General features: G+C 69.4%; 24 protein-coding genes and 1 pseudogene. 10 read left to right on the forward strand and 15 right to left on the reverse strand.

Going from position 1 to position 25,094, the window contains the following annotated elements; genetic code table 11:
* Nucleotides 1-70 precede the first annotated feature (70 nt).
* Entirely contained in the window at nucleotides 71-2,854 is a 2,784-nt protein-coding gene (gene topA, locus V5F26_RS12580; RefSeq protein WP_394058888.1) for a type I DNA topoisomerase, read from the reverse strand.
* A gap of 377 nt (nucleotides 2,855-3,231) precedes the next feature.
* Between topA and V5F26_RS12585 the strand changes: the two genes are divergently transcribed.
* Entirely contained in the window at nucleotides 3,232-3,471 is a 240-nt protein-coding gene (locus V5F26_RS12585; protein WP_394058886.1) for a hypothetical protein, read from the forward strand.
* Nucleotides 3,472-3,481: 10 nt separating this feature from the next.
* Here V5F26_RS12585 and dprA read toward each other — a convergent pair whose 3' ends face one another.
* From dprA to V5F26_RS12605, 4 genes are read right to left on the reverse strand one after another with little or no spacing between them, the layout of a single operon-like run.
* Entirely contained in the window at nucleotides 3,482-4,636 is a 1,155-nt protein-coding gene (gene dprA / locus V5F26_RS12590) for a DNA-processing protein DprA (protein ID WP_394058884.1), read from the reverse strand.
* A gap of 8 nt (nucleotides 4,637-4,644) precedes the next feature.
* Nucleotides 4,645-5,253: a glycerol-3-phosphate 1-O-acyltransferase PlsY gene (gene plsY, locus V5F26_RS12595; protein ID WP_234050070.1), complete on the reverse strand. Its 609-nt coding sequence runs from the start codon at nucleotides 5,251-5,253 to the stop codon at nucleotides 4,645-4,647.
* Between the two features lie 54 nt (nucleotides 5,254-5,307).
* Nucleotides 5,308-6,624, reverse strand: a complete 1,317-nt coding sequence (locus V5F26_RS12600; protein WP_394946075.1) for a dihydroorotase — start codon at nucleotides 6,622-6,624, stop codon at nucleotides 5,308-5,310.
* Nucleotides 6,617-7,579 (reverse strand): aspartate carbamoyltransferase catalytic subunit, encoded by a 963-nt coding sequence (locus tag V5F26_RS12605; protein ID WP_394058881.1) that lies wholly within the window; start codon nucleotides 7,577-7,579, stop codon nucleotides 6,617-6,619. Before V5F26_RS12605 ends, V5F26_RS12600 begins: the two co-directional genes overlap by 8 nt.
* A gap of 272 nt (nucleotides 7,580-7,851) precedes the next feature.
* Here V5F26_RS12605 and V5F26_RS12610 point away from each other — a divergent pair, with 272 nt between their 5' ends.
* On the forward strand, nucleotides 7,852-8,271 hold the full coding sequence (locus V5F26_RS12610; RefSeq protein WP_234050073.1) for a hypothetical protein: 420 nt from the start codon (nucleotides 7,852-7,854) through the stop codon (nucleotides 8,269-8,271).
* Between the two features lie 40 nt (nucleotides 8,272-8,311).
* Here the strand turns inward: V5F26_RS12610 and V5F26_RS12615 are convergent, their stop codons facing one another.
* Entirely contained in the window at nucleotides 8,312-9,250 is a 939-nt protein-coding gene (locus V5F26_RS12615; protein WP_394058879.1) for an AEC family transporter, read from the reverse strand.
* Nucleotides 9,251-9,548: 298 nt separating this feature from the next.
* Here V5F26_RS12615 and V5F26_RS12620 point away from each other — a divergent pair, with 298 nt between their 5' ends.
* Nucleotides 9,549-11,021: a methyl-accepting chemotaxis protein gene (locus tag V5F26_RS12620; RefSeq protein WP_394058877.1), complete on the forward strand. Its 1,473-nt coding sequence runs from the start codon at nucleotides 9,549-9,551 to the stop codon at nucleotides 11,019-11,021.
* A gap of 81 nt (nucleotides 11,022-11,102) precedes the next feature.
* Here V5F26_RS12620 and ruvX read toward each other — a convergent pair whose 3' ends face one another.
* Entirely contained in the window at nucleotides 11,103-11,627 is a 525-nt protein-coding gene (ruvX, locus tag V5F26_RS12625) for a Holliday junction resolvase RuvX (protein WP_234050078.1), read from the reverse strand.
* Between the two features lie 182 nt (nucleotides 11,628-11,809).
* Between ruvX and V5F26_RS12630 the strand changes: the two genes are divergently transcribed.
* The 7 genes and pseudogenes from V5F26_RS12630 to V5F26_RS12660 all read left to right on the forward strand — a co-directional run bounded on the left by V5F26_RS12630 (nucleotide 11,810) and on the right by V5F26_RS12660 (nucleotide 17,501).
* Nucleotides 11,810-12,526 carry a metal-dependent hydrolase gene (locus V5F26_RS12630; protein ID WP_394058873.1) on the forward strand — a complete coding sequence of 239 codons (717 nt, stop codon included), beginning with the start codon at nucleotides 11,810-11,812 and terminating at the stop codon, nucleotides 12,524-12,526.
* A 282-nt stretch (nucleotides 12,527-12,808) separates the two neighbouring features.
* Nucleotides 12,809-14,650 (forward strand): DNA helicase RecQ, encoded by a 1,842-nt coding sequence (recQ, locus tag V5F26_RS12635; protein WP_394946076.1) that lies wholly within the window; start codon nucleotides 12,809-12,811, stop codon nucleotides 14,648-14,650.
* An 82-nt stretch (nucleotides 14,651-14,732) separates the two neighbouring features.
* Nucleotides 14,733-15,047 (forward strand): annotated as a pseudogene (locus V5F26_RS12640) (type II toxin-antitoxin system ParD family antitoxin); the annotation flags it as partial.
* A gap of 37 nt (nucleotides 15,048-15,084) precedes the next feature.
* Entirely contained in the window at nucleotides 15,085-15,381 is a 297-nt protein-coding gene (locus V5F26_RS12645; protein ID WP_394946077.1) for a type II toxin-antitoxin system RelE/ParE family toxin, read from the forward strand.
* A 73-nt stretch (nucleotides 15,382-15,454) separates the two neighbouring features.
* Nucleotides 15,455-15,742 carry an Asp-tRNA(Asn)/Glu-tRNA(Gln) amidotransferase subunit GatC gene (gene gatC, locus V5F26_RS12650; RefSeq protein ID WP_234050082.1) on the forward strand — a complete coding sequence of 96 codons (288 nt, stop codon included), beginning with the start codon at nucleotides 15,455-15,457 and terminating at the stop codon, nucleotides 15,740-15,742.
* A complete protein-coding gene (gatA, locus tag V5F26_RS12655) occupies nucleotides 15,739-17,223 on the forward strand; it encodes an Asp-tRNA(Asn)/Glu-tRNA(Gln) amidotransferase subunit GatA (protein WP_394946078.1) in 1,485 nt (494 codons plus the stop codon). The genes gatC and gatA overlap by 4 nt, the downstream gene beginning before the upstream one ends.
* Nucleotides 17,211-17,501 (forward strand): chorismate mutase, encoded by a 291-nt coding sequence (locus V5F26_RS12660; RefSeq protein WP_394058869.1) that lies wholly within the window; start codon nucleotides 17,211-17,213, stop codon nucleotides 17,499-17,501. Before gatA ends, V5F26_RS12660 begins: the two co-directional genes overlap by 13 nt.
* A gap of 399 nt (nucleotides 17,502-17,900) precedes the next feature.
* On the opposite strand, the gene V5F26_RS12665 is transcribed toward V5F26_RS12660, so the two are convergent.
* The 8 genes from V5F26_RS12665 to V5F26_RS12700 form a co-directional block, all read right to left on the reverse strand.
* Complete coding sequence (locus tag V5F26_RS12665) at nucleotides 17,901-18,842, reverse strand: YncE family protein (protein ID WP_394946079.1); 942 nt, start codon at nucleotides 18,840-18,842, stop codon at nucleotides 17,901-17,903.
* Complete coding sequence (locus tag V5F26_RS12670) at nucleotides 18,839-19,411, reverse strand: SRPBCC family protein (protein WP_394946080.1); 573 nt, start codon at nucleotides 19,409-19,411, stop codon at nucleotides 18,839-18,841. The genes V5F26_RS12665 and V5F26_RS12670 overlap by 4 nt, the downstream gene beginning before the upstream one ends.
* Nucleotides 19,408-20,406 carry a vWA domain-containing protein gene (locus tag V5F26_RS12675; RefSeq protein WP_394946081.1) on the reverse strand — a complete coding sequence of 333 codons (999 nt, stop codon included), beginning with the start codon at nucleotides 20,404-20,406 and terminating at the stop codon, nucleotides 19,408-19,410. The genes V5F26_RS12670 and V5F26_RS12675 overlap by 4 nt, the downstream gene beginning before the upstream one ends.
* 2 nt (nucleotides 20,407-20,408) lie before the next feature.
* A complete protein-coding gene (locus tag V5F26_RS12680) occupies nucleotides 20,409-20,999 on the reverse strand; it encodes a tetratricopeptide repeat protein (protein ID WP_394946082.1) in 591 nt (196 codons plus the stop codon).
* Nucleotides 20,996-22,072, reverse strand: coding sequence for a vWA domain-containing protein (locus V5F26_RS12685; RefSeq protein ID WP_394946083.1), 1,077 nt, complete (start codon nucleotides 22,070-22,072; stop codon nucleotides 20,996-20,998). Before V5F26_RS12685 ends, V5F26_RS12680 begins: the two co-directional genes overlap by 4 nt.
* Entirely contained in the window at nucleotides 22,069-22,965 is an 897-nt protein-coding gene (locus V5F26_RS12690) for a nonribosomal peptide synthetase MxaA (protein ID WP_394946084.1), read from the reverse strand. The genes V5F26_RS12685 and V5F26_RS12690 overlap by 4 nt, the downstream gene beginning before the upstream one ends.
* Before the next feature lie 88 nt (nucleotides 22,966-23,053).
* Nucleotides 23,054-23,938, reverse strand: coding sequence for a DUF58 domain-containing protein (locus V5F26_RS12695; protein ID WP_394946085.1), 885 nt, complete (start codon nucleotides 23,936-23,938; stop codon nucleotides 23,054-23,056).
* Complete coding sequence (locus tag V5F26_RS12700; protein ID WP_394946086.1) at nucleotides 23,935-24,966, reverse strand: AAA family ATPase; 1,032 nt, start codon at nucleotides 24,964-24,966, stop codon at nucleotides 23,935-23,937. Before V5F26_RS12700 ends, V5F26_RS12695 begins: the two co-directional genes overlap by 4 nt.
* Nucleotides 24,967-25,094 lie beyond the last annotated feature (128 nt).

Below are 25,094 nucleotides of genomic sequence, written 5' to 3' on the forward strand. Positions count from 1 at the left end.
CTCCCGATGCGAAGTGGCATGCGCCGCGCGCAAGCGCGCCCACGCCACCGCACCGTGTGAGGGCCCCCGCTTATTCGGCGGAGGCGGCCTTTCCGGTTTTCTTCGCCGGGGCTTTTTCCGCCGAAGCGGCCTTGGTGGCGGTCTTTCCGGTCGTCGCCTTGGCCGGTGCCTTTTTGGCCGCGGTTTTTTTCGCGGGCGCGGCTTCGCCGTCGGCGTCCTCGGCCTTCGCGGTGGTCTTCGCTGCGGCCTTGGTTTTGGTGCCCGTCGACTTCGCACTCGTCGACTTCGCGCTTGTCGACTTGGCGCCCGCCGTCTTGGTGGCGGTCTTGCGCGGGGCCTTGGCGGGGGCGCTCGCAGCCTTGGCGTCGATGAGGGCGACCGCGTCAGCCAGGGTGAGGGCTTCGGGATCCGTGGACTTGGGCAGGGTGGCGTTCACCTTGCCATGGTTCACATAAGGCCCGAAGCGTCCGGCGCGCACGGTGATCGGTCCGCCGAGGGTGGGATGATCACCCAGCGTGCGGCCGGCGGGCGCCGCATTGCGCGGGCCGCGTCCCTTGGTCTGCTTTTCCGCGATCAGCGTGACGGCCCGGTTGAGGCCGATATTCAGCACGTCGTCGCCGTTTTCCAGGTTCGCGTAGGTGCGGCCATGCTGCACATAGGGGCCATAGCGGCCGATGCTGGCGAGGATGGGCTCGCCGTCATCCGGATGCTTGCCCACCTCACGCGGCAAAGCGAGCAGCTTCAGCGCGGTGTCGAGGTCCACATCGGCGGCGGCAAGGCCCTTGGGCAGGGAAGAGCGCTTGGGCTTCTCCCCATCCTTGGCTTCGCCGAGCTGGAGATAGGTGCCGAACCGGCCGACGCGCACCGTCACCTCATCCCCGCTTTCCGGGTCGAGGCCGAGCACGCGCTTGCCGTCGCCCTCCGGCGAGCCGTCGCCGGTGAGGGGCTGGGTGTGGCGGCATTCCGGATAGTTCGAGCAGCCGATGAAGGCGCCGAACTTGCCCATCTTCAGCGACAGCCGTCCATTGCCGCACGTGGGGCACAGGCGCGGATCCGAGCCGTCTTCCCGCGGCGGGAAGATGTGGGCGGTGAGCATCTCGTCCAGGGCATCGAGCACCTGGGAAACGCGCAATTCCTTGGTGGCGCCGATGGCGGCGTGGAAATCCTTCCAGAAGTCGCGCAGCACCTGCTTCCAGTCGATCTGCGCCGCCGAGATCTCGTCGAGCTTCTCCTCGAGATCGGCGGTGAAATCATACTCCACATAGCGCTTGAAGAAGCTCTCGAGGAAGGCGGTGACCAGCCGGCCCTTGTCCTCGGCCACCAGCCTCTTCTTTTCCAGCTTCACATATTCACGGTCGCGCAGCACCGCGAGCACGGCGGCATAGGTGGAGGGGCGGCCGATGCCCAGCTCTTCCATGCGCTTCACCAGCGAGGCTTCCGAATAACGCGGCGGCGGCTCGGTGAAGTGCTGGGCGGTCTGGATCTCGCGCTTGTCGAGGCCTTCGCCCGCGCTCATGGCGGGCAGGCGGCGACCCTCCTCGTCCTCGTCCTCGTCGTCCTTGCCCTCGCGATAGAGGGTGAGGAAGCCGTCGAACTTCACCACCGTGCCGGTGGCGGAGAGGTCGAGGGTGCGGGCGCCGGCCTTGGCCTCGATGTCGGCGGTGGTGCGCTCCAGCTCGGCCGATTCCATCTGGCTGGCGATGGTGCGGGTCCAGATGAGCTCATAGAGCCGGGCCTGTTCGGCATCCAGGTGCCGCGCCACCTCCTTGGGCAGGCGGCCGGGATCGGTGGGGCGAATGGCCTCGTGGGCCTCCTGGGCGTTCTTCGCCTTCACCGTGTATTTGCGCGGCACGCCGGGCAGATAGCGCGGGCCGAACTGCTTGCCGATGGCGCTGCGGGTGGCGGAGATGGCTTCCGGGGCCATGTCCACGCCGTCGGTACGCATATAGGTGATGAGGCCCACCGTCTCTCCGCCCAGGTCCACGCCTTCATAAAGGCGCTGGGCGATCTGCATGGTGCGGGCCGGGGCGAGGCCGAGCTTGCGGCTGGCTTCCTGCTGCAGGGTGGAGGTGGTGAAAGGCGGCTGCGGATGCCGCTTCACCGGCTTGGCTTCCACCGAGCGCACGCGGAACTGGGCGCTGTCCAGGGCGGCGCGGAAGGCCTTGGCCTCATCCGCCGTGCCCACCGACAGGCGGGTGATCTTCTTGCCGTCGGCGCCCACCAGCCGCGCTTCGAACTCGTCAGCGCGCGGCGTGGCGAGTCGGGCGACGATGGACCAGTATTCCTTGGGGACGAAGGTCTCGATCTCCCGCTCGCGGTCGCAGACGAGGCGCAGCGCCACCGATTGCACGCGGCCGGCCGAGCGGGCGCCGGGCAGCTTGCGCCACAGCACCGGGGAAAGGGTGAAGCCCACCAGATAGTCCAGCGCGCGGCGGGCGAGATAGGCATCCACCAGCGCCACGTCGATGGCGCGGGGCGCCTTCATGGCGTCGAGCACGGCCTGCTTGGTGATGGCGTTGAACACCACCCGCTCGACCTTCTGATGCTTGATGGCCTTCTTTTGCCGCAGCACCTCCAGCACGTGCCAGGAGATGGCCTCACCTTCGCGATCCGGGTCGGTGGCGAGGATGAGGGCGTCGGCGCCCTTCACGGCCGTGGCGATCTCATTGAGCCGCTTCTGTGCCTTGGGATCCACCTCCCAAAGCATGTGGAAGTCGGCGTCGGGATCAACCGAACCGTCCTTGGAGGGCAGGTCACGAACATGGCCGTAGGAGGCGATGACCTCGTAGCCCGGACCCAGATATTTGTTGATCGTCTTCGCTTTGGCCGGCGATTCGACGATGACGACCTGCATGACCCAAAGTCTCTCTCTGGTCCGTGGCCCCATTGCGCGGACCCTTGGGAAAGGCCTGCGCAAGACGCTCCGGCGCGGGGCATGGTGCTTGTCGCACCCCCCATCGCGGGTCGCGCCTCATTGCGCCGGTGTTCCCCCAAAGCCGGAACTCTCGGGCCACGATGCTCATTTCACAGGGGAAACGGCATCAGCGTGCGCCGGGCGCTCCAAAGGCGGCTGCAAGATGGGCACGCCGGGGGCGCCTGTCAAATGGCAAGGTTGCCGGACGCCAGAGTCGGGCCCCTTTGTTGAATGCAACCATAGGTGTGTTTAAATATGTAAATCAACCTGTAAGACCTGTGCCGGACCGGTTGGACGGCACGCGACAGGATCACCTCATGGACAAGACTGCAGGCGATGGAACCCCTCGGGATGCCGCGTCCGGGCCGCGTGGAGCGGAACTGCCCATCGTGGGTGATCCGGCCGCCGCGGCTGCCTATATCGGCGCGCTGAGCGAGGAGCTGTCGCGCCTTGCGCGGGGCAATGGCCTGACGACCCTGGCTTATATCCTTGAGATGGCCCGCCTTGAAGCGCGCGATATCACGATTGCGCGGGGCGAGGACAACAGCCGCCGCTGAGGCGGTCGGCTCAGCGCAGCGCCACCAGGCCGGGGCCGGGGCGGTCCAGGCGACCGGCCAGATCCAGTTCCAGCAGCACGATTTGAACCTCCGTCACCGCGCAACCCGACAGACGCACGAGATCATCGATGGCGGCGGGTGTCGGGCCGAGCAGTTCCACGATGCGGGCGCGCGCGTCATCGGCCGGCTCGGTGGGACCAAGGCTGTGGCCGCTCGAGGGCTGCTCCGCCTCCAGGTTGGTGTCGGCAGGCCGCCCCAGGATGGGGGCCAAGACATCGGTGATGTCGGCGGCCTCGGTCACCAGCGTGGCGCCCTGCTTCAGCAGCCGGTTGGTGCCGCCGGAGCGCGGATCGAGCGGCGAGCCCGGCACGGCAAACACCTCGCGCCCTTGCTCGCCGGCGAGGCGGGCGGTGATGAGCGAGCCGGAGCGTTCCGCCGCCTCCACCACCACGACCCCTAGAGCCATGCCGGAAACGAGGCGATTGCGCCGCGGAAAGTCGCGCGCACGGGGCTCCCAGGTCAGCGGCATTTCGGACACCACGGCCCCGAGGTCCGCCACCCGCTCGATGAGCTTCAGGTTTTCCGGAGGATAGGGCCGCGCGAGGCCACCGGCGAAAACACCTACGGTTCCCCGTTCCAGGCTGGCCTCGTGGGCGGCGGCATCGATGCCGCGGGCAAGGCCGGATGCCACCACATAGCCCGCGGCGCCCAGGTCCCGCGCCAGCTGCTGGGCGAAGGTGCGCCCTGCAGCCGATGCGTTGCGGGCGCCGACGATGCCGACCATGGGGCTGCGCAGCACCTCGCTGCGCCCGCGCACCGCGAGCAGCGGCGGCGCGTCATCCAGGCTGCGCAGGGCGAAGGGATAGTCGGCTTCGCCCAGCGCCACCAGCCGCGCCTTGCCGCGCTCCAGGGCGGCCATTTCCGCCTCGGCCTCGGCAAGGGTGGGAATGCGGGGCGGCAGCAGGCGCCCGCCGCGGCGGGCGAGGGTCGGCAGCGCCTCCAGGGCGGCCGCTGCGCCGCCGAACTGGTTAATGAGGGTGCGGAAGGTGCGCGGGCCCACATTCTCCGTGCGGATCAGGCGCAGCCAGTCCCGGCGCTGCTCGGCGCTCAGCAGCTCGCCCTTGCGTGGGCCGCCTTTGGGGCTGGAGGAGCGCTTGGGAGGCACCGGCGCGCTTAGCCCTTCGCGCCGATCTTGCCCTCAGTGCCGTTGGCCAGGCGCTGGATGTTCTGGCGATGCTTGATCCACAACAGGAGCGTGAGCACGGCCAGCAGCAGGGCCATCTTGTCGTCGCCCTTCCAGAACACCAGCGCCACCGAGGCCACTGAGGCGGTGAGCGCGGCCAGGGAGGAGTAGCGGCTGAAATAGGCTACCGTCAGCCACACCAGGCAGAACACCACCGCCACCGGCCAGGCCAGCCCCAGGATCACGCCGAGGAAGGTGGCGACGCCCTTGCCGCCCTTGAACTTCAGCCATACCGGGAAGATGTGGCCCAGGAAGGCGCCCAGCGCCGCCACCAGCGCCGCGGTTTCGCCGGCCAGCTCGCGCGCCACCAGAACTGCGATCGTCCCTTTCAGCGCGTCGCCCAGCAGGGTCAGGACGGCAAGGTCCTTGCGGCCTGTGCGCAGCACGTTGGTGGCGCCGATATTGCCGGAGCCGATGGAGCGGATGTCCTTGGTGCCCGCGCGGCGGGTCAGCAGCAGGCCGAAGGGGATGGACCCCAGAAGATAGCCGAGGACCAGCGCCAGGGGGTGCAGGAGCGACGGCGGAAGTTCAGCGAGCATGGCGGACCCGGAGCGGGGAGGGCGGATGAGGCGTGGGCGTCACACGTGGGAGTGTCAAACGTATTCGTACACGACCTCGCCGGCAACGATGGTGCGCAGCACCCGGCCCGTGAGCCGCGCCTCATCGAACGGCGTGTTGCGCGAGCGCGACTTGAGCGAGCCCGGCTCCAGCACGAACGGCATGTCCGGATCGAACACCACAACATCCGCCGGCGCGCCCGGCTTCAGGGTGCCGCCCTTGAGGCCCAGGATCTGCGCCGGCCGCGTGGAAAGGGAGGCCAGCAGCGTCACCAGGTCCACCGCGTCGGCGTGCACGAGCCGCAGCGCGGCCGGCAGCAGGGTTTCCAGGCCAATCGCACCCGGCTCCGCCTCGGAGAAGGGCAGGCGCTTGCCTTCCACATCCTGCGGCACATGGTCGGACACCACCACGTCGATGAGGCCGGAGGACAGGGCGCGAATGAGCGCCTGCCGGTCCTCTTCCGCACGCAGCGGCGGCTGCAGCCGGAAATAGGTGCGGTAGCCGGAAACGTCGAGCTCGTTGAAGGAGAGGTGATTCACCGTGACCGAGGCGGTCACCGGCAGGCCGGCTTCCTTCGCGCGCTCCAGCACCTCCAGCGATTCGGCGCAGGTGAGGGCGGCCGCGTGGTAGCGCCCGCGCACGCCGGCGACGAGCCGCAGGTCCCGCTCCAGAACGATGGTTTCCGCGGCCTTGGGAATGCCGGGCAGGCCCATGCGCGAGGCGAACTCGCCCTCGTTCATGGCGCCCTTGGAGAGGGTGGCATCCTCGGTGTGATGCACGATCAGGGCGTCAAAATCCCGCGCATAGGAGAGGGCGCGGCGCAGCACCAGCGAGTTCATCACCGAATGGTGGGCATCGGTGAAGGCGACCGCGCCGGCCGCCTTCAGCAGGCCCACCTCCGTCATCTCCTCGCCCTTCATGCCGCGGGTGATGGCGGCCATGGGGTGCACGCGCACCACCGCGGTGTCACGGGCGCGGCGCAGGATGAAGTCGACGATGGCGGGGTCGTCCACCACCGGGTCGGTGTCCGGCTGGCACACCAGGGTGGTGACGCCGCCGGCCGCCGCCGCGTGGCTGGCGGAGGCGAGGGTCTCCAGATGCTCGAAGCCGGGCTCGCCGGCGAAGGCGCGCATGTCCACGAGGCCGGGGGCCGCAACGGCGCCCTTGCAGTCCACCACCTCGGCACCCTCGGGGATGCCGGCGGCGGCGATGCCGAAGGCGGCGTCCTTGATGACGCCGTCGGCGAGATAGAGGTCGCCCTTGAAGTCGGCGCCCCGCGAGGGGTCGATGATGCGGGCATTGGCGAGCAGGAGGGGGCGCGGCTCGCGCGCGAAGATGCGGGCGTCACGCATTGGGCAGCTTCCGGGCCAGAGTGTCGAGCACCGCCATGCGCACGGCAACGCCCATCTCCACCTGCTCCCGGATCAGGGAGCGGGGGCTGTCGGCCACCGCCGAGTCGATCTCGACGCCGCGATTCATGGGGCCGGGGTGCATCACCAGCACGTCCTTTGCGGCGTAGCGCAGCTTGGCCTCGTCCAGGCCGAAATAGTGGAAGTACTCCCGCACGGAGGGCACGAAGGAGCCGCTCATGCGCTCGCGCTGGAGGCGCAGCATCATCACGATGTCCGCCCCCTCCAGGCCCGCTTCCATGGAGCGGTAGACCTCGACGCCGAAATGGTCGATGCCCGCCGGCAGCAGGGTGGAGGGCGCCACCAGGCGCACCCGCGCGCCCAGGGTGGAGAGCAGCAGGATGTTGGAACGCGCCACGCGGGAGTGAAGCACGTCGCCGCAGATGGCGACGGTGAGCCCCTCGATCCGGCCCTTGTTGCGGCGGATGGTGAGGGCATCCAGCAGGGCCTGGGTGGGGTGCTCGTGGGCTCCGTCACCGGCATTCACCACGCAGCAGTCCACCTTGCGGGAGAGCAGCGCCACCGCGCCCGACGCGTGATGCCGCACCACCAGGATGTCCGGGTGCATGGCGTTCAGCGTGATGGCGGTGTCCACCAGCGTCTCACCCTTTTTCACCGAGGACGAGCTCACCGACATGTTCATCACGTCCGCGCCGAGTCGCTTGCCGGCGATCTCGAACGAGGACTGGGTGCGGGTGGACGCCTCGAAGAAGAGGTTGATCTGGGTCCGCCCACGCAAGGTCGAGCGTTTCTTCTCGATCTGCCGGTTGAGTTCAACGAACTCCTCGGCAAGGTCCAGCAGGGAGTGGATCTCCCCGGCAGTGAGTCCCTCGATGCCGAGCAGGTGTCGGCCTCGGAGCGTGAAGGCGGGTGCGGATGACGCGGGAGCGGATGACATGGCAGGCCGCAGGCATATCCGCACCCGGCCCGGCCGGCAAGCCGAACACGCCGCTTTGCCACGCGGCCGGCGAATTTTCAGGGGGATGGCGCCCGTCACCTTGACGGCGCGCAATGCTCCGATGGCCGGCAGGAGCCACCTTGTGGGCCGAGAGAGCGGGGCCCGGCGCGCGGGATGTGTTCACGCGTTCGGCTCCGGTTCCGCTTGCGGCAAGCCCGGCGCCAGCTCGAGGCGTCAGTGATGGGCAAGGTTAAGGGCAACGGAGTGCAGTCATGAGGTCCAGGATCGGAGCACGGGGCCGGGCCGCGGCGCTGGCCGTGCTGGCGGGCGCGGCCTGCGGCATCGCTGTTTCGGCACATGCGGCCGACCTTTACGGTCGCCAGCCCGTGACCAAGGCGCCTGCGGGCGGCGACTATCAGGGCTGCGGCAACTGCGCGGCGCAGGCCCCCGCGCCGGCTCCCGCCCCCGGTGGTCCGTTTGCCATCGGCATCGCCAACGCGCCGGTGGTGGTGGGGGCGGTGCCGCCGCCCGTTTATTATGCGCAGCCGCCGCGCGTGTACCTCTACCCCGTGCCGCAGGTGAACGTGCAGGGCCCGGTGGGGCCGTTGGCTGCCCCGCCGCCGGGCACGCCCCGCAGCTGCTGGGTGACGACGAGCCCCGGTGGCGCGGGCTTCTGGGCCTCGCCCTGCTGAAGGGCGAAGCTGACTTGATGGTCAGACGGCGGGGTGAGTCTCACCCCGCGAGGGCGGATGCCGCGGTGACCACCAGGGGCAGCGTGACTGCGGCCGCGATGATCTGAAGAGTGAGGATCTCGGCCACCAGCGTGGCGTTTCCGCCCATCTGGCGCGCCAGAACATAGGCCGCCGGTGCCGAAGGCACGCCGGCAATGATGGCCACCACCACCAGTTCCACGCCAGAGAGCCCCGCCAGCAGCCCGAGCCCGACCGCGATGACGGGCTTCACCACCAGCTTCAGCGTCATCGAGGCCAGCACCAGCGGCTTCACGCGAAGAATGGTGTTCAGCGCGAGCCCGCCGCCCACCACCAGCAGCCCCACCGCCAGCGAGGCCCGCCCCAGAATGTCGCCGAACTCCAGCAGCACGCGGGGAATGGGGACATGGAAAACATTGAGCGCGGCACCGACCAGGCAGGCGGAGATGTAAGGGTTGCGCGCCAGCTGGGCGAGAATGTAGCGGGCGGTTGGCGGCTCCCGGCCGGCAAAGGCCGCCAGCACCAGCACCGCATTAACGTTCACCACCGGGATCAGGGTGACCAGCGCCAGCGCCGCGATGGTGATTCCCTCCGCACCGAAGAGGCCGCCAGCGACCGCCAGAACCACATAGGTGTTCCAGCGCACGGCCCCCTGGTAGAAGGAGGTGAAATCGGGCCCGTCTGCGGCGAACAGGCGGCGCACCGGCCGGTTGAAGGCGACGATAAGCCCCGACAACAGCAGCACCGTCCCAATCAACGAACCGGCGACGGCCAGGATGTTGACGTTGGCAAGGTCCGCCTTGGCGGCGGAGACCACCAGCAGGGCCGGAAACAGCACGAAATAAGTGAGCTTTTCCAGGCCCACCCAATGGAGCGGCTCCGTCAGCAGCACGCGACGGAGAACAACGCCCAGGGCGATGATGAGGAAAACGGGAGCAAGTGCGCTGAGGATGGTCGCCATGGCCGGGAAGATCGTGAGGGCACTCCGCCACGGGCCCGGCGGAGCGGGGCGCGCCTGAAATTCAGGGGGCGACCCAGGGCCTTAATAGCATGTCCTTTGACGGGCGCTGCGGCTCCAATCCACCTTCACATACCTGTCGTGATCCAGCTCCGGACAAGCTCCGTCTGGTTTTCCTGCCAGGAAAGGGAGAAGCCGGAGGGGGCTGCTGACAAGCGCCTCCGATGGAAAGCTGCGCCGGGGGGCATGCTTCGTCTCGCCTTCGTTGAAGTGCTCGCAGGACGACTGCGAAGGGGGCGTCATGTCAGTCATTGCGTACAGGTCCGCCGCGCCGAAGGAGGCCGAGGCGACCCGGTTTTTGGACAATCTCGCTGTCGGCGTCCTCCTCTGCGATCCGCAGAGTCTGACTATCGTCTATGCGAATCGCACGTCGCGTGAGCTCTGGCAGCAGCTGGCTTCCGCCCTGGGGAGCGCGGCGCGGGATATTGTCGGCGCGCCGCTTGACCTCCTGTTCGCCGAGCATGGGAGCAGGCCCCGGGCGCTGCTGGGGGATATGTCGAAGCTTCCCGCCAGCATCGTGCTGAAGCTTGGCGGTGAAACCCTGGAGCTGAAGCCGAGCGCCGCGCGCGGGCCGAAGGGCGAGCCGACCCATGTGCAGATCGCGTGGGACGTGGTGACCGAGCAGGCGCGCCATGCGCAGCGGGCGGACGTGCTCGCCCGCATGCTGGACGAAGTGCCGGTCAACGTGATGACCTGCTCGCTCGACGACTTCCGCATCGACTATATCAACCGCGCGAGCCGGGAGACGCTGCGGCAGGTGGAAAGCTATCTGCCCGTGAAGGCGGATGCGGTGGTGGGCTCCGCCATCGACGTCTTCCACAAGCAGCCGCATGTCCAGCACCACCTGCTCGGCAACCCGTCGAACCTGCCCCATGCCGCGCTGATCCATGTGGGGCCGGAGGTGCTGGACCTGCGCATGTCCGCCATCCGCACCGAGGATGGCAGCTATCTCCGCCCCATGGTCACCTGGTCGGTGGCCACGGACCGCCTCAAGATGGCGGATCGCGTGACCGAGGTGGTGGGCGCCATGGGCTCCACCTCCGACGAGATGCTCCGTTCCAGCGACCGCCTGCTGGAGCTGACCGAGAATAGCGAGCAGACCTCCTCCTCGGTGTCGGCGGCGGCGGTGGAGATGTCGGCGTCGTTCGACGAGATCACGCGCCAGATCAGCGGCATGACGGGGCTCTCCGGCGAGGTGGCCGACATGGCGCAGAACGCGGATCAGCGCGTCGCCGGCCTGTCCGCCAGCATGGAGCGCATCGGCAACGTCACCTCCCTCATCGCGACCATCGCGCGGCAGACCAACCTGCTCGCCCTCAACGCCACCATCGAGGCGGCGCGGGTGGGCGAGCTGGGGCGCGGCTTCGCTGTGGTGGCGCAGGAGGTGAAGGAACTGGCCGTGCAGACCGCCAACGCCACCCAGGACATCCGCCGCCTGGTCGGGGCCGTGCAGGACGAGAGCCAGTCGGCCGCAACCGCGGTGTCCGACATCACCTCCAAGGTGCGCCAGCTCAGCGAGGCCTTCACGCTGGTTTCGGCCGGCGTGGAGGAGCAGGCCGCCACCAATCGCTCGGTGAGCCAGATGATTTCGGGCGTATCCGATGCGGCCGGTGAGGCGCGCCAGTCTGCCATGGTGGTGCGGCGGGTGGCCGGCGAGGTCGGCGGCTTCGCGGCCAAGCTCAACAATGAAGTCGCGGCGCTTCTGAAGAAGTAGCGCGCCGGCGCACCGGCGCGTCCCGGAATGGGACGCCGTCGGCGCGGTGGCGGAACAGGCGCGGTACGGACCGGGTCCGAATCACTCCGACGCCGATGATCCGTCTTCGTTCCCGGTAAGGGTCTGGCGGGACAGGAAATCCAGGGCGCCCTGGAGGATGAACAGCGCGGCGTGCTGGTCCACCACCTGGGCGCGCTTGGCGCGGCTCACATCGGCGGAGATCAGCACGCGCTGGACGGCGGCGGTGGACAGGCGCTCGTCCCACAGGGCGATGGGCAGCGGCGTCAGTTTCGCGAAATTGCGGGCGAAAGCGCGGGTCGCCTGGGCGCGCGGGCCCTCGGTGCCATCCATGTTGAGCGGCAGGCCCAGCACGAAGGCCACGGCGCGCCGTTCGGCGGCGAGCGCCAGCACGCGCTGCGCATCGGGCGTGAACTTGGTGCGCCGCACGGTTTCCACCGCCGTGGCCAGTCGGCGGTCGGGATCGCAGGTGGCGACGCCGATGGTCTTGGTGCCGAGATCGAGGCCCAGCAGGCTGCCGCGCTCCGGCAGCAGGGCGGCGATTTCGGACAGCGGGCCGATGGCGGCGGAAGGGGAAGGTTCGCTCATGCCTCTGGCTAGCATGGGCCGCCGCGCGCGGCCATGGCATGCCTCACGGTGCCCCCACGGGGCCGTTGCGCGGGCGACGGCCTTCCCGGATACTCCGGCGCGATCCGCGACGGCCGGCCAGGCGCCGGGCCGCCGCATGAGGGGGCGCAGCCAAGAGCGCAATTCCAAAGGGCACGATATCTATGAAGATCACCTGGTTCGGCCACGCGGCTTTCCGGCTCGATTTCGCGGGCAAGGGCGTGCTCATCGACCCGTTCTACACGGGCAACCCGTCCTTCAATTTCGGCATCGAGAACGCCACTCGCGGCGCCTCGCACATCCTACTCACCCACGGTCATTCGGACCATATCGGCGACACCATCTCCATCGTGGAGGATGCGGCGGACGCGGGCACCGAGATTCCGGTGGTGACCAATCCGGAGATCTGCGCCTTCCTCGCCTCCAAGGGCTGCGGCGGCACCAATGTGATGATGAACACCGGTGGCACCGTGGACATGGGCGGCTTCACCGTGACCATGGTGCGGGCGGACCATTCCTCGGGCGGGCCCGGCGCGCCCTCCGAATATCTGGGCAACCCCACCGGCCTCATCGTGAAGGCGCCGGGCGAGCCCACCGTGTGGCACATGGGCGATACGGACATCTTCTCCGACATGGCGCTGATGTGTGAGATCCACGCGCCCAAGGTGGTGTTCCTGCCCATCGGCGACCGCTTCACCATGGGCCCCGAAGTGGCGGCGCTGGCCGTGAAGCGCTTCCTGCCGGGGGTCGAGGTGGTGGTGCCCATGCACTACGGCACCTTCCCCATTCTGGCTCAGGACGCCTCGGCCTTTGTGGCGGCGCTGGAAAACCACCCGGTGAAGGTGGTGGTGCCGGCCAGCGGCGATTCGTTCGAGGTCTGAGGTCGTTACGCGACACGGCCGCGCTCTTCGTCTCCCGCCGCGGGGGAGGGACTGAACGGTCGGGCGTGTCGCTGCCTGCGCGATAAGCGCCGGGGTCTTCCGCCCCTTGGGATGGGGTGTGCGCATCGCGCCCGCCTCCTCCCAACCCTCCGCCGGGCGGGTGAGGGCGCGGCGTGCGTGCGGATGATGATGGTGCTCTCCCATCCCTAAGGGCGCGCTCCATCCGGGCGTCCATGCAAGCGCGCCCATTGCGCTGTTCGGCGCGGCTCCTATAACTCGGCCATGGCCAAGCCCGATACGTCGCCAAACACGTCCCTGCCGGACCCGCTCCACGTCCTGCGCCAGGTCTTCGGCTACGATGCCTTCCGCGGGCGCCAGCGGGAGATCGTGGATCACGTCGTTGCCGGTGGCGACGCGCTGGTGCTGATGCCCACGGGCGGCGGCAAATCCCTGTGCTACCAGGTGCCGGCGCTGGTGCGGCCGGGCACGGGCATCGTCGTTTCCCCGCTCATCGCGTTGATGCACGACCAGGTGCAGGCGCTGCGGCAGCTCGGGGTGAAGGCGGCGGCGCTCAATTCCGCTTTGCCGCCCGGCGAGGCGCGGCAGGTGGAGCGCGATCTGGCCTCGGGCGACCTCGACCTTCTCTATGTGGCGCCCGAGCGGCTCCTGACCGAGTCGTTCCTGAATCTGCTCTCCGGCGCGCACATCGCCCTGTTCGCTATCGACGAGGCCCATTGCGTGTCCCAGTGGGGGCACGATTTCCGGCCTGAATATCGCCAGCTCACGGTCCTGCACGAGCGCTTCCCCGGCGTGCCGCGCATCGCGCTCACCGCCACGGCGGACGGGCCGACGCGCCGTGAGATCGTGGAGCGGCTGGCGCTGGAGGGCGGCGAGGAGTTCCTGTCCTCCTTCGATCGGCCGAACATCCGCTACCGCATCGTGCCGAAGGCCAATCCCAAGGCCCAGCTTCATGCCTTCCTGAAGGAGCATGAGGGGGAGGCGGGGGTCGTCTACTGCATGAGCCGCGCCAAGGTGGAGGCGACGGCCGAGATGCTGGCCACCCAGGGCCTCACCGCGCTGCCCTACCATGCGGGCCTCGACGCAGACACCCGCGCCCGCCACCAGGACCGCTTCCTGAAGGAAGAAGGTGTGGTGATGGTGGCGACCGTCGCTTTCGGCATGGGCATCGACAAGCCGGACGTGCGCTTCGTGGTCCATCTCGATCTGCCCAAGAGCATCGAGGCCTATTACCAGGAGACCGGCCGCGCGGGGCGTGACGGGCTGCCTTCCGAAACGCTGATGCTCTATGGCGTGGAGGATGTGGCCAAGCTCATCCAGTTCGTCTCCTCCTCCGACGCGCCCGAGGCACGCAAGTTCGTGGAGCGGCAGAAGCTCGATGCGCTGCTGGGCCTGTGCGAGACGGCGCAATGCCGGCGGCAGGTGCTGCTCTCCTATTTCGATGAGGAGCTGGCCGAGCCCTGCGGCAATTGCGACACCTGCCTCGATCCGCCCAAGACCTTCGATGGCACCGAGGCGGCGCAGAAGCTGCTGTCCTGCGTCTATCGCACCGGCGAGCGGTTCGGCGCCGGCCACGTCATCGACGTGCTGCTGGGGCAGGCCAATGAGAAGGTGGTGAAGTTCGGCCACGACCAGCTGTCCACCTTCGGCATCGGCAAGGATTTCTCGCGGGACGAGTGGCGGGCCATCGTGCGTCAGCTGGTGGCCATGGGGCTGTTGTCGGTGGACGTGGAAGGCCACGGCTCCCTGCGCCTCACCGACAAGTGCCGGCCGGTTCTGCGCGGGGCCGAGCGGGTGGAGCTGAAGGCCGAGGTGCGCGCCAAGGCGGCCAAGGCCGCGCGCGCCGCCGCGGGCCAGCGGCCGCCCCGGGCAGCGTTGTCCGATCCGGGGGACGAGGATCTGTTCCAGCGCCTCAAGGCCCTGCGGCTGGAGCTGGCGCGCGCCCAGGGGGTGCCGCCTTATGTGATCTTCCATGATGCGACGCTGATGGAGATCGTCCGCGCCCGCCCGCGCTCCATGGGGGATTTCGGCGCCATTTCCGGCGTGGGCGAGGCCAAGCTCACCCGCTACGGGGCGCAGTTCCTGGATGTGGTGCGCGAGGCATAGGGCTGGCGATACGCAGCGCGGCTTTGCCTGAAAGTCGCGTCTGCTCGATAGGCTGGCGCATGTCCCGTATTCCGCGGGCCGAGTGGGTGCTCGAAACCCGATTCCAGCGGCGGGCCGGCATGACGGCCGCGCTCCGGCTATTCCGCAAAGCTCACCAGGCCGTCATGGCGGGCAGCATCGCCATCGTTCGCCGATCATCTCGCGGAATTCCGGGGCCGCCAGGGGCGTCCAGATAGATGCCAAAGGGCGTCCCGGCCATGGCTCCGCCGACGAGGTGGCGGGCGCCGCTTTGCGTCTCCGTTCGGAGCATGGGGCCCGTCTCCGCGCCCTGCCGGCCACCGTGGCGAACGGCGAGGTCAGAGGCGTGCCGCAGGCTTTCGATATCGAATCGTTTGGCGCGGAGAAGCGGCCGGCGCGGCCCAAAAAGTCGTCTCATGAGCGGCACCCGCCTGCTCGCGCCCCGCGCCCCCGCCGATCTCGAATCAATCCGGCACCATGCTCCGGCGAGCTGGGGCGAGGGGCCGGCCGAGCGCATTGTGCGCGAAATGGCCGACACCCGGGCTGATATCGCCGCCGGGCTGGATGTGGGGCGCCAAGCGGACGCGGTGCGCGACGGCGACTTCCGGTATCCTTTGGGGGATCATGTGGCGTTCTATCGCCGGCGGCTGGAAGTGCTCCTGGTGGTGCTGCGCATCGTGGCCCGGTGCATGGATGCCGGGCGCGGGATGTGACCGGGCGGGGCCTTCACCCTTCCACCTTGCCTCCCCCCTTGCTATAGCGGCCCTCAGCTTTTGGGAGCGTCATATGTCCGTCGATCAGGCGACCGTCCGCCGGGTGGCCCATCTTGCGCGCATCGCGGTGCGCGACGAGGAGCTCGGCCACCTCCAGAATGAACTCAACGCCATCCTCGAATTCGTGGAGCAGCTGGCGGACCTCGACGTCTCGGGCGTGGAGCCGCTGACTGGCGTTGTGCCCATGGAGCTGCCCATGCGCGACGACGTGGTCACCGATGGCCACTATCCCGAAAAGGTGCTCGCCAACGCGCCGGATGCCGAGGGCGGCTTCTTCACCGTGCCGAAGGTGGTGGAATGACCAATCTGACCCAGCTCACCCTCACCGAGGCCCGCGAGGGGCTGGCCGAGGGCGAATTCACCTCCGTCGAGCTCACCGAGGCCTATCTCAAGGCCATGGCGGATGCGCGCCACCTCAACGCCTATGTGCTCGAGACGCCCGAGCTCGCCCTGAAAATGGCGAAGGAGAGCGACGCCCGCATTGCCAGCGGCGACGCCGGCCGGCTGGAGGGCATCCCCCTCGGCATCAAGGACATGTTCTGCACCCAGGGCGTGCGCACCACCGCCTGCTCGAAGATCCTCGAGAACTTCGTGCCGCAGTACGAATCCGCCGTCACCGCCAATCTGTGGCGCGATGGCGCGGTGCTGCTGGGCAAGCTCAATAATGACGAGTTCGCCATGGGCTCGTCCAACGAGACGTCCGCCTTCGGCGCCGTGGTGTCGCCCTGGCGGCGCGATGGCGACCAGGCGCCGCTGGTTCCCGGCGGCTCGTCCGGCGGCTCGGCGGCGGCGGTGGCGGCCTATCTGTGCGCGGGCGCCACGGGTACCGACACCGGCGGCTCCATCCGCCAGCCGGCGGCCTTCACCGGCACCGTGGGCATCAAGCCCACCTATGGGCGCTGCTCGCGCTGGGGCATCGTGGCCTTCGCCTCGTCGCTGGACCAGGCCGGCCCGTTCGCCCGCTCGGTGAACGACGCGGCGCTGCTGCTGCGCTCCATGGCCGGCTATGACGCGAAGGATTCCACCTGCGTGGATCGGCCCGTGCCGGACTATCAGCAGGCGGTGGGTGCCTCCATCAAGGGCAAGAAGATCGGCATTCCGCGCGAATATCGCATGGACGGCATGTCGGACGAGATCGACGCCCTCTGGAAGGAAGGCGCCAAGTGGCTTGAGGACGCTGGCGCCGAGATCGTCGACATCTCCCTGCCGCACACCAAGTACGCTTTGCCGGCTTACTACATCGTGGCCCCGGCGGAGGCCTCCTCCAACCTCGCCCGTTACGACGGCGTGCGCTACGGCGTGCGGGTGCCGGGCAAGGACGTGGTGGAGATGTATGAGAACACCCGTGCCGCCGGCTTCGGTCCGGAGGTGCGCCGGCGCATCATGATCGGCACCTATGTGCTCTCCGCCGGCTATTACGACGCCTATTACCTGCGTGCCCAGAAGGTGCGCACCCTCATCAAGCGCGACTTTGACCAGGCGTTCGCGGCTGGCGTCGACGCCGTGCTCACCCCCGCTACCCCGTCGCCCGCCTTCGGCATCGGCGAGAAGGTGAAGGCGGATCCGGTGGAAATGTATCTCAACGACGTCTTCACCGTGACCGTGAACATGGCCGGCCTGCCGGGCATCTCCGTTCCCGCCGGCCTTTCGGTGGACGGGCTGCCGTTGGGCCTCCAGCTCATCGGCCGCCCGTTCGAGGAGACGACCCTGTTCTCCCTCGCGGAGGTCATTGAGGAGGCGGCCGGCCGCTTCCCGGTGGAGGATCTCTGGTGGCGGGGCTGAACGACGCCCCCCCCGCTTTGAAGGAGGCGCGCCGCCGCATCGACGAGATCGACGCGCGCCTCATCGCCCTGCTGGCGGAGCGCTTCGGCGTGGTGGAGGGGGTGGTCCGCGTGAAGCGTGAGGCGGGCATCCCCGCTTTGCTTCAGGACCGCGTGGACGAGGTGCTGGCCAATGTGGAGGCCCTCGCCCGCAGCCAGGGCGTGCCCGAGGGCGTGGCGACCGCTTTGTGGCGGGTGCTCATCAACGAAACCATCGCCTACGAGGACAGCCACCTTTAGGGCCCGGGCGAGCCAATCGGGAACCCGCTCGGGTGAATAAGGTGCGTAAAAACAAAAGGATAGACTGATTCAGCTCCTCCACGATGACTGAAGCAGGCTAGACATCCCATGCATCGTGCCCTGTGCGCTCCGGGAACTGCCCGGGGCGCGATGCTACCGCCACGGCCTGCGCTCCGTGCGGAGCCGGTTGGCGTTTTGTGCGCTGCAGCATTTCGATCCCCTGATCTATCCTTCTTCTGTGAACTGAAGAATGGAGGAGGGGTTGCGATGCAGACGGTGGTCACCATCATGCTGATCGGCGTGGTCATGATGATCGCCATCGCCGCTCTCGATCGCCCGCAGGCATAAGTGGTCCGCGTGCCCGCTTTCGCCCAAGGCAGGGGCGAGGCGCGGGATCCGTCAGGGCATGAGGATGAGGCTGCGGGGCCCCTTGCACACCGCCACCCGGGCTGCGACGCGGAAGGCGTCGAGATCGATCACCAGCAGCTGATCGGAGAACCAGTCCGTCACATAGGCCAGGCGCCGCTGCGGATCGAGCCGCACCGCTTCGGGTGAACCGCCCACGCGCAGCGTTCGCGCGTCGCCATTCTCGGCGGGCAGCAGGGTGAGGCTGCCCGATTGCTGGTTCGCCACCAGGGCCTCGCCCGTGGGGGCACTCGCCACGCCATAAGGCATCTTGCCGACGCCATGGCGGCTCACCTCCCGGCTAGCCTTGTCGATGGCGCTCACGTCTCCGCCGCGCACATTCACCACCAGCAGGCGGCGCGGCGCGTCCGACGTATCGAAGCTGTACGGCCCTTCGCCAACGGGCACGGACGCCACCCGCTTGAACGTGCCCAGGTCGATGATGCTGACGGCGCCCGCCTCGCGGTCGGCGCTGTAGAGCTCGCGGCGGCGGGCATCCAGCGCGAGGCCCGCCGGTGCATGCCCTACCGCGACGCTTCCGGTTTCCGCGAAGGTGTCGGCATCCAGCCTGCGCACGCGATCCGCGCTCCAGTCGCTCACATAGAGCGCGCCACCATCCGGATCGACCGCGATGCCGAAGGGTTGGCCGCCGATGGCCACCCCGGCGCTGGCCCGCCCGCGCGCGGTGTCGATGCGCGTGAGCATGCCGGCATCGGGATGGGTGACGTACGCGCTCCTGCCATCGGGCGCGAGGGCGATGCCCGCCGGGGCGGGCGGCACCGCGATGCGGGCGGTGAGGGCCAGCCGCGCGGTGTCCACGACCCCGATCTCGTTTCCGCCTTGGCACACGACGAGCGCCGCGCCCGCCAAGGCCGGCGCGGCCGACACGGTGAGCATCAGCGCCGCCGCACCCCAGCGGGTGAAAGCGCGCCTCATTGCCCCACCGGGGCCTTGCCATCCACCGGACGTCCTTCGGCTTTCGCCTTTAGTCCCTTCAGGCCGTCTTCGAAGAAGCCGGTCATGGCGGTGGTCGCGGCCTCGTCGTTCAGCTCGTCAGGCGGAAAGTTGCTGGTGTCGCCGCGATAGAGCCGCGCGGCCCACTGCACCTTACTCTTTCCGGCCCCGGCATCGGTCACGGTGAGGGTGGCGGTGTAGAAGCTCACCGGAAAGGCCTCCACGTTTTCCTTGGAGAGGCGGTAGGCAATGTGGTGTTCGGCCGGTACCACCTCATCGAGGCCGTCGGTGATCTCGCCCTTCTCCAGAACCAGCACCCGCTCGGCCCCCGGCCCCTCGCCGGTGGCGCTCACGGATTTCACGTCGGGATGCCAGCCGCCGATGGCGCCGAAGTCGCTCACCAGCTTCCACACGGTTTCCACCGGCGCGTTGATCACCACTTCGGCTTCCGCCTTCTGGGGCGTCGGGCCGTGCGCGAAAGCGGGGCCGCTCAGGAGGGCGCCGGCAAACGCGGTGGCGATCAGGGCTCGGCGGGAAAGGGCGAAGGTCATGGAGTGGCAGTCCTTTTGTGGCGGAGGGAGAGAAGGAGAGGCGCCGCGTACAGGCCGCACAGCAGCGCCAGGGCGAGCGTCGCGGGAATGGGGGCGGTGTCGCGCCCGCCGGGTACCGGGCGGCCACGGGCGCTGGTGGCGAGCGCCTCGCTCAGCGCGGTGGCCGGGCCGAGCCGGGTGAAGCCGAGGCCCGTGGCCGCTGCCAGGGCCTGCAGGTGCTCCGCGCGCATGGCGCTCAGATGCTCCTCGCCCTGCGCCACCTCCGCGCCCCAGGGCGCGTTGCGCGGATGCCAGCCCTCGCGGCCGACGGCATCTTCCGGCGGGGGCCCGTGGCGGTTCTCCTGGGGCACGTCGGCTGCGCCATAGAAGCCGATTTCGTGGCCGAAGCTGTCGAACTTGGGGATGGGGGAGGCCATGGTCTCCCCGACGCCGACGATCAGCCCACGCACCTTGCCCTTCTCACCGGCGAAAGGCGGCATGCCGCCGTGGGGCAGGGGCGGGGCTTCCTGCCCATCGGTGAAGAAGAGAAGATCGGCGTCGAGGGGCACGGCAAGGTCGATGGCGGAATAGAGGCCTCGCGCCACATAGCTGTCGCCCTCCCAGGCCATGCGCCAGTCCAGGGCGGCGATGGCGCCGTCGAGAGGGGCAAAGTCGGCGCAGGTGTCGATGGGCTCGAACAGCAGGAAGCTGCGGCGCTCGGTGAAGATGCCGAGCCCCATGCGCGAGCCGCACGGCAGCCGCGCCGCCAGCTCCCGCAGGGACGTCTTCACCGCATCCAGGCGGGATGAGGGGTGCCCCTCGCGGCCGGAGTCCCGCACGTTCATGGAGCCCGTCACGTCCACCACGGCAAGCAGCCGGTAGGCCGCACGCTCGCCACGCAGGTGGGGTGCGAACACGGCCGCGAGCGCGAGCAGCAGCGCCAGCACGAGCACAACGGCGCGCGGATGACGGAGCAGCGCCGGCGGCCTGGGGGGCGCCATGATCGGGGTCGCCATGGTCAGGGCAATCCCTTGGGCAGGCCGGGCAGATCGGTCCACACCCGTTTGGGGGCCTCCTGCGGCTCTTCCTTCACGTCCCGTTCCACCTCGGGAAAGTCGCGCACGAGGCGCAGCGCCACGTCGAGATTGTATTTCGCGTCCCAAAATTGCGGGTCGATGGTGAGGGCGGCGCGATAGGCCGCCTTGGCCAGGCGCACCTGGGGCACGGCGGGGTCGATCTGCGTGCGCTCCAGGTGGGAGAGGGCACGGGCGAGGCGCGCATTGCCCAGGTCATACCAGCCGGCCGCCGCCTGTGCGGGATCACCCTTCCGCGCCAGCAGTTCCACCAGCGGGTGGGCCTCGTCGAGGCGGTCGCGCACCAAAAGGAAATGGGCGCGGGCGAACAGCACGCGCGCGCTGGCATCCACCCCCACCGGCAGGTCACGGCCGGCGGCGAGGGCGGCGATGGTGGCATTGTCACGCGCCAGCGCCGCAAGGCGCACGCCCTGGACGATGAGGCTGGCCAGGGCGCCGAGCACCACAATGGCGAGCAGCGCGGTGACGGCGCGGCGTGCGAACCGGGCTCTGGAGAAGGATCGGGTGTGACTCATGCCGCCTCCCGCGCTGAAAGGGGGCGTGCTTGTGCGTTCGGCGCGACACGGGTGGAGCGGGGGAGTGGCCTCGCGTTGTCATCCATCCGCCGCTCGGCGAGCTTGGCGGCCGTCAGCAGCGCCAGGGTGAGGGCCGCGATGGCATAGCAGACCCGGTCCAGGTCGCGGCGGGCGATGCGCTCGGTGAACAGCTGGGGCTTGCTTTCCTGGCGGTCGATCTCGGCGATGGCGTCGGCCACGGCCTGGGGGCTGCCGGCCTCGAACGCGCGATACGGCACGCCCAGGCTGGCCAGGAACAGGTTCAGATGGCGCTCGGGCATGACCTGGGGAATGTCGTCTCCCGGTGCCTCGGGCTTGTCGAAGATGCCGCGTGAGCCGGCGCTGCGCAGGAACAGCCAATAGAGCCGCACCGGCCGCCGCCCCAGCGCATCACGCAGCGCGGCCTGCACATAGGGATCGATTAGGGCGGCGCCATCGGACACCAGCAGCACGGCGCCGCTGCCTTCGGCGGGATCGTCCGCGAACGCCTCGATGGCGAGGGCCAGGCCCCGGCCCACATCGGTCAAGGCAAGGCCCGGCCGGTCGATGGCGGCGACGGCCGCCGCGACGGCGTCGCCATGGTCGCTGAGGGGCAGGACGGGAATGGGGGAGGTGGAGAAGGCGGCAACGCCGATCTGGTCATTGGGCCGCCGCGCCAGGAACTCCATCAGCAGGCGCTTGGCGGCGGCGGATTTGGATTCCTCCCCCCGCCCTGGCTGGCGATTGGCGAAGGTGTTGTCCATGCTGGCGGACCGGTCGAGCAGCAGCATCAGGTGGGACCCAGTGCCCAGGCGCGTGATGCTCTCGCTGCGGCGGTGCAGCCCAGCGAGCCCCAGCACCAGCGCCGCGATGGCGACGACGGCGACCGCTCGCACGCCGACGGCAAGGGCCGTGGAGGCGCCGTCCTCAGGGGCGAGCGCGAGAGAGGGCGCCCGCATGCCCTGGAATGGCGTGGCGAAAAGGGGCAGCAGGCACAGGGCCAGCAGGAGCAGCGCCAAGGGATGGTCGAGGCCGAGATCGAACGGCAGCGTCATGGCGCCTCCTCCACCGTTCCTTGCGGCGCGGCGCGCGGCATCTGCCGTTCCGCGCGGGCGAGGCGGCCGGAGAGGGCGACCAGATCGGCATAGGGGAGCTCGCTGCGGGCGGCGGGGATCCCGGCTCCGAAGAAGGCGGTGCGGGAGGCGCCGAACAGCCGCTCGATGTCCTCACGTTCCGGCGCGAGAGCCGGGGCCTCTTCCAGGAAAGCGCCGAGATCCTCCTTCAGCAGCCGCCGGCCGGCGCTGGCGTCGAACGCGCGGTGAAGGGTCACCAGGGCATCGCGATAGGCCTGCGGCGTCTCTTCGGCCCGGCGGCGCCGGATCTGGCGCGCCGCGGCCGCCAGCGGCCGGCGGCTGGTGGCGAACGGTCGCCAACCCTGGGCCAGCGCCAGGCCGAGCGCGGCGAGGGCCGCGACGGCGGCGGAGAGGCCGGCTTTCTTCATGTCCGGTCCCAGGGGCGCGGGGGTGGGCAGAATGTCCGGCTGCAGCGCCATGGGGTTGCCGCCATGGCTCGGCACCAGTTCGCGCAGGGGCGAGACGACGAAGCGGAAGGCCGGCACCGAAAGGGTGCGCCGGGCCTCGCCATCGCGAATGGTGAGCGGCCATGGCGGAATTTCGAGGCTGCGCGGCTCCAGCGCTGAAAAGAAGCTCTGATAGGTCATTCGCAGCCGGTAGGCGCCGGCCGGAACCGCGCCGATGGGCGGTGTGATCTCGACCGACACGAGATCGAGCCAGCTGGACACCTTGCGCGGCTGCGGCAGGCTGGCGGGATCGAGCCGGGCACCGGGATCGAGGCGAATGTCGGCTTCCAGGGTCAGCGTATCCCCGACCACATACCCGAACGCCCGCGGCGCCTGGAGCTGCAGTTCGCTGGCTTCGGCCGCGGGCATGGCGAGAAGCAGGGCGAGCGCGAAGGCCGTGGAGTGCCGCTGAGCGAAGCGGGCACCGGCTCGCGCGAAGGACGCGCGTAACACCAGCCTAGCGGCGCGCGAGATGGTCGAGCAGCGCATCGGGGTCAAACCGGTCGGTGAGGTGGAAGGGCCGCATGCCGCGTGCGGAAAACAGGGCATCACGCGCCTTGGCGCGGGCGGTGGCCCGGGCCTGCCAGCGGTCCCGCAGGCCGGGCCGCATGAGGACGAGCCGGCGGCGCCCGCTTTCCGCATCGATCATGTCGAGCAGTCCGAAGCGGGGCAGGTCGCCCTCGGCCCGGCTGTCGCGCACCACGACCGGAATCACATCGTGGCGGAACAGGGCATCGAGAATCACCGCCATGTCCGGTTCGGGCATCAGGAAGTCGGAGACCAGGAAGAGCAGGCAGCGGGTGCGCGGCAGGTCCTCGGCTGCGGCGGCAAGGCCGCGGGCACTGTCGCCGGCGCAGGGTGCCGCCTCTAGCCGCGCGCGCACCTCGCGGGCGAGCCCGCGCCGTCGGCTCGGAGGCAAGTAAAGGTCGGGGCGCGGGGCACGGTCGGCCGCCACCAGGGCGAAGGAATCGCCCGCCGCATGGGCCGAGGCTGCAATGGCGGCGGCCAGCTGCGCCGCTTCCGCCTTGAGGTTGGCAAAGCCCATGGAGCCCGAGAGGTCCACCATCACCGCCACCGTGATGGCCCGCCGGGGCGCGAAGGTGCGCACCTTGATCGCCTCGAACGGGTCGCGAATGCTCGATCGCACATCGATGCGGCGCGGGTCGGAATGGGCAAGCAGGGGGACAACGCCCCGAAACGCGCCTTCACCGCCGCTGCCGGAGGCGGCATGCGCCCCCGGCTTCAGTCCGCCCGCGCGCCAATGGAGGGCATAGGGCAGCACCGGAATGGGGGGCTCGTCCTGCCGCAGGGCGAGGCGCGCGGCCTCTTCGTGCCCGCTCATGGCACCGGCACCGTGTCGAAGGCCGCGCGGCAGAGCGCCGGTGCCAGGGTGTCGCGGCGCATCTCATAGACCGGGTCGAGGAAGATGCGGTGGGCCATCACCTCCGGGAACACGGCGCGCAGGTCTTCCGGCACGATCATGTCGCGCCCTTCCAGCCACGCCCGCACCCGCGCCGCGCGCACCAGGAAGGAGAGGCCGCGCGGGCTCGCCCCGCCTTGCACCAGCCGTTCCATCCGCACGTCCGGAAGGGTGATGCCGGCCTTGTGCGGCGCGCGCACCGCATCCCAGAGGGCAATGGTGTAGTCGGCGATGGTGGGGCTCGCGTGAATGGCTTCCTGGATGCGCCGGGCGATCTCACCCAGCCGCCGGTGATCGAGAAGCCCTTCCGCCACCTCGCCGATGAGGCGGTCCGTGTCATGAAAGCGCGGGTCGAAGATGAGGGCGCGGCGCGCCTCGCGGTCCGCCGGGGTCGCAACCTGCACTTCCATGAAGAAGCGGTCGCGCGCGGCGGCGGGCAGCTCGAAGGTTTCCTCCCGCTCCACGCGGTTGCGGTCGGCGAACACCTGGAGGTGGGGAAAATGCTCCTCCCGGCCGAAGGCGGAGACAGTGCCCTCCGCCATTAGACGCAGCAGCAGCGAGTGCACCTGCGGGCGCGCGCGATTGATCTCGTTGAAGAAGAAAATGGACAGGTCGCCGCCCCGCTTCAGCAGCGGACCCGGATCAATGCGCGGCCGGCCATCGTCGGCAATGCGCGCGTCATAGACGAGGTCGGTGGGCATGAGGTCGATGGTGCCCTCGACGCGGGCATAGGCGCCGCCGATGGCGCGCGCCATCGCCTTGAGCAGGGTGGTCTTGCCCACCCCCACGTCCCCTTCCAGAAGAACATGGCCGCGGGCGAACACGGCGATGGTCAGCAGGCGGATGACCCGCTCCTGGCCCAGCACGACCTTGCCCACCTCGCGCTCAAAGGCGAGGGCCTGCTCGCGCCAGAGCGCAAGGTCGCAATCCGCACCGGTGCTCACATCCATGCCCATCCTCGTGTGTTGGCTCCGCAGCGGCGAAGAAGGGCGCAGCCGACCGGGGCAGGGGCCATGAGCCCCCGCAACCCGGCGGGCCGCGCCAGTTAGCCCACCATCCATCGGAGGATTGCCCGGCA

This window comes from Xanthobacter variabilis, from assembly GCF_043831965.2.
Classification (GTDB): Bacteria; Pseudomonadota; Alphaproteobacteria; order Rhizobiales; family Xanthobacteraceae; genus Xanthobacter.

What these genes read in the sequence shown, in the direction of transcription:
- V5F26_RS12665 (WP_394946079.1), bottom strand. Translation starts at nt 18,842, where the DNA reads ATGAGGCGCGCTTTCACCCGCTGGGGTGCGGCGGCGCTGATGCTCACC.
- V5F26_RS12680 (WP_394946082.1), bottom strand. Translation starts at nt 20,999, where the DNA reads ATGAGTCACACCCGATCCTTCTCCAGAGCCCGGTTCGCACGCCGCGCC.
- plsY (WP_234050070.1), bottom strand. Translation starts at nt 5,253, where the DNA reads ATGCTCGCTGAACTTCCGCCGTCGCTCCTGCACCCCCTGGCGCTGGTC.
- V5F26_RS12685 (WP_394946083.1), bottom strand. Translation starts at nt 22,072, where the DNA reads ATGACGCTGCCGTTCGATCTCGGCCTCGACCATCCCTTGGCGCTGCTC.
- ruvX (WP_234050078.1), bottom strand. Translation starts at nt 11,627, where the DNA reads ATGAGCGAACCTTCCCCTTCCGCCGCCATCGGCCCGCTGTCCGAAATC.
- V5F26_RS12620 (WP_394058877.1), top strand. Translation starts at nt 9,549, where the DNA reads ATGTCAGTCATTGCGTACAGGTCCGCCGCGCCGAAGGAGGCCGAGGCG.
- V5F26_RS12690 (WP_394946084.1), bottom strand. Translation starts at nt 22,965, where the DNA reads ATGCCCGCGGCCGAAGCCAGCGAACTGCAGCTCCAGGCGCCGCGGGCG.
- V5F26_RS12675 (WP_394946081.1), bottom strand. Translation starts at nt 20,406, where the DNA reads ATGGCGACCCCGATCATGGCGCCCCCCAGGCCGCCGGCGCTGCTCCGT.
- topA (WP_394058888.1), bottom strand. Translation starts at nt 2,854, where the DNA reads ATGCAGGTCGTCATCGTCGAATCGCCGGCCAAAGCGAAGACGATCAAC.
- V5F26_RS12600 (WP_394946075.1), bottom strand. Translation starts at nt 6,624, where the DNA reads ATGCGTGACGCCCGCATCTTCGCGCGCGAGCCGCGCCCCCTCCTGCTC.
- V5F26_RS12645 (WP_394946077.1), top strand. Translation starts at nt 15,085, where the DNA reads ATGAGCGGCACCCGCCTGCTCGCGCCCCGCGCCCCCGCCGATCTCGAA.
- gatC (WP_234050082.1), top strand. Translation starts at nt 15,455, where the DNA reads ATGTCCGTCGATCAGGCGACCGTCCGCCGGGTGGCCCATCTTGCGCGC.
- gatA (WP_394946078.1), top strand. Translation starts at nt 15,739, where the DNA reads ATGACCAATCTGACCCAGCTCACCCTCACCGAGGCCCGCGAGGGGCTG.
- recQ (WP_394946076.1), top strand. Translation starts at nt 12,809, where the DNA reads ATGGCCAAGCCCGATACGTCGCCAAACACGTCCCTGCCGGACCCGCTC.
- V5F26_RS12615 (WP_394058879.1), bottom strand. Translation starts at nt 9,250, where the DNA reads ATGGCGACCATCCTCAGCGCACTTGCTCCCGTTTTCCTCATCATCGCC.
- V5F26_RS12610 (WP_234050073.1), top strand. Translation starts at nt 7,852, where the DNA reads ATGAGGTCCAGGATCGGAGCACGGGGCCGGGCCGCGGCGCTGGCCGTG.
- V5F26_RS12630 (WP_394058873.1), top strand. Translation starts at nt 11,810, where the DNA reads ATGAAGATCACCTGGTTCGGCCACGCGGCTTTCCGGCTCGATTTCGCG.
- V5F26_RS12670 (WP_394946080.1), bottom strand. Translation starts at nt 19,411, where the DNA reads ATGACCTTCGCCCTTTCCCGCCGAGCCCTGATCGCCACCGCGTTTGCC.
- V5F26_RS12605 (WP_394058881.1), bottom strand. Translation starts at nt 7,579, where the DNA reads ATGTCATCCGCTCCCGCGTCATCCGCACCCGCCTTCACGCTCCGAGGC.
- V5F26_RS12700 (WP_394946086.1), bottom strand. Translation starts at nt 24,966, where the DNA reads ATGGATGTGAGCACCGGTGCGGATTGCGACCTTGCGCTCTGGCGCGAG.
- V5F26_RS12585 (WP_394058886.1), top strand. Translation starts at nt 3,232, where the DNA reads ATGGACAAGACTGCAGGCGATGGAACCCCTCGGGATGCCGCGTCCGGG.
- V5F26_RS12695 (WP_394946085.1), bottom strand. Translation starts at nt 23,938, where the DNA reads ATGAGCGGGCACGAAGAGGCCGCGCGCCTCGCCCTGCGGCAGGACGAG.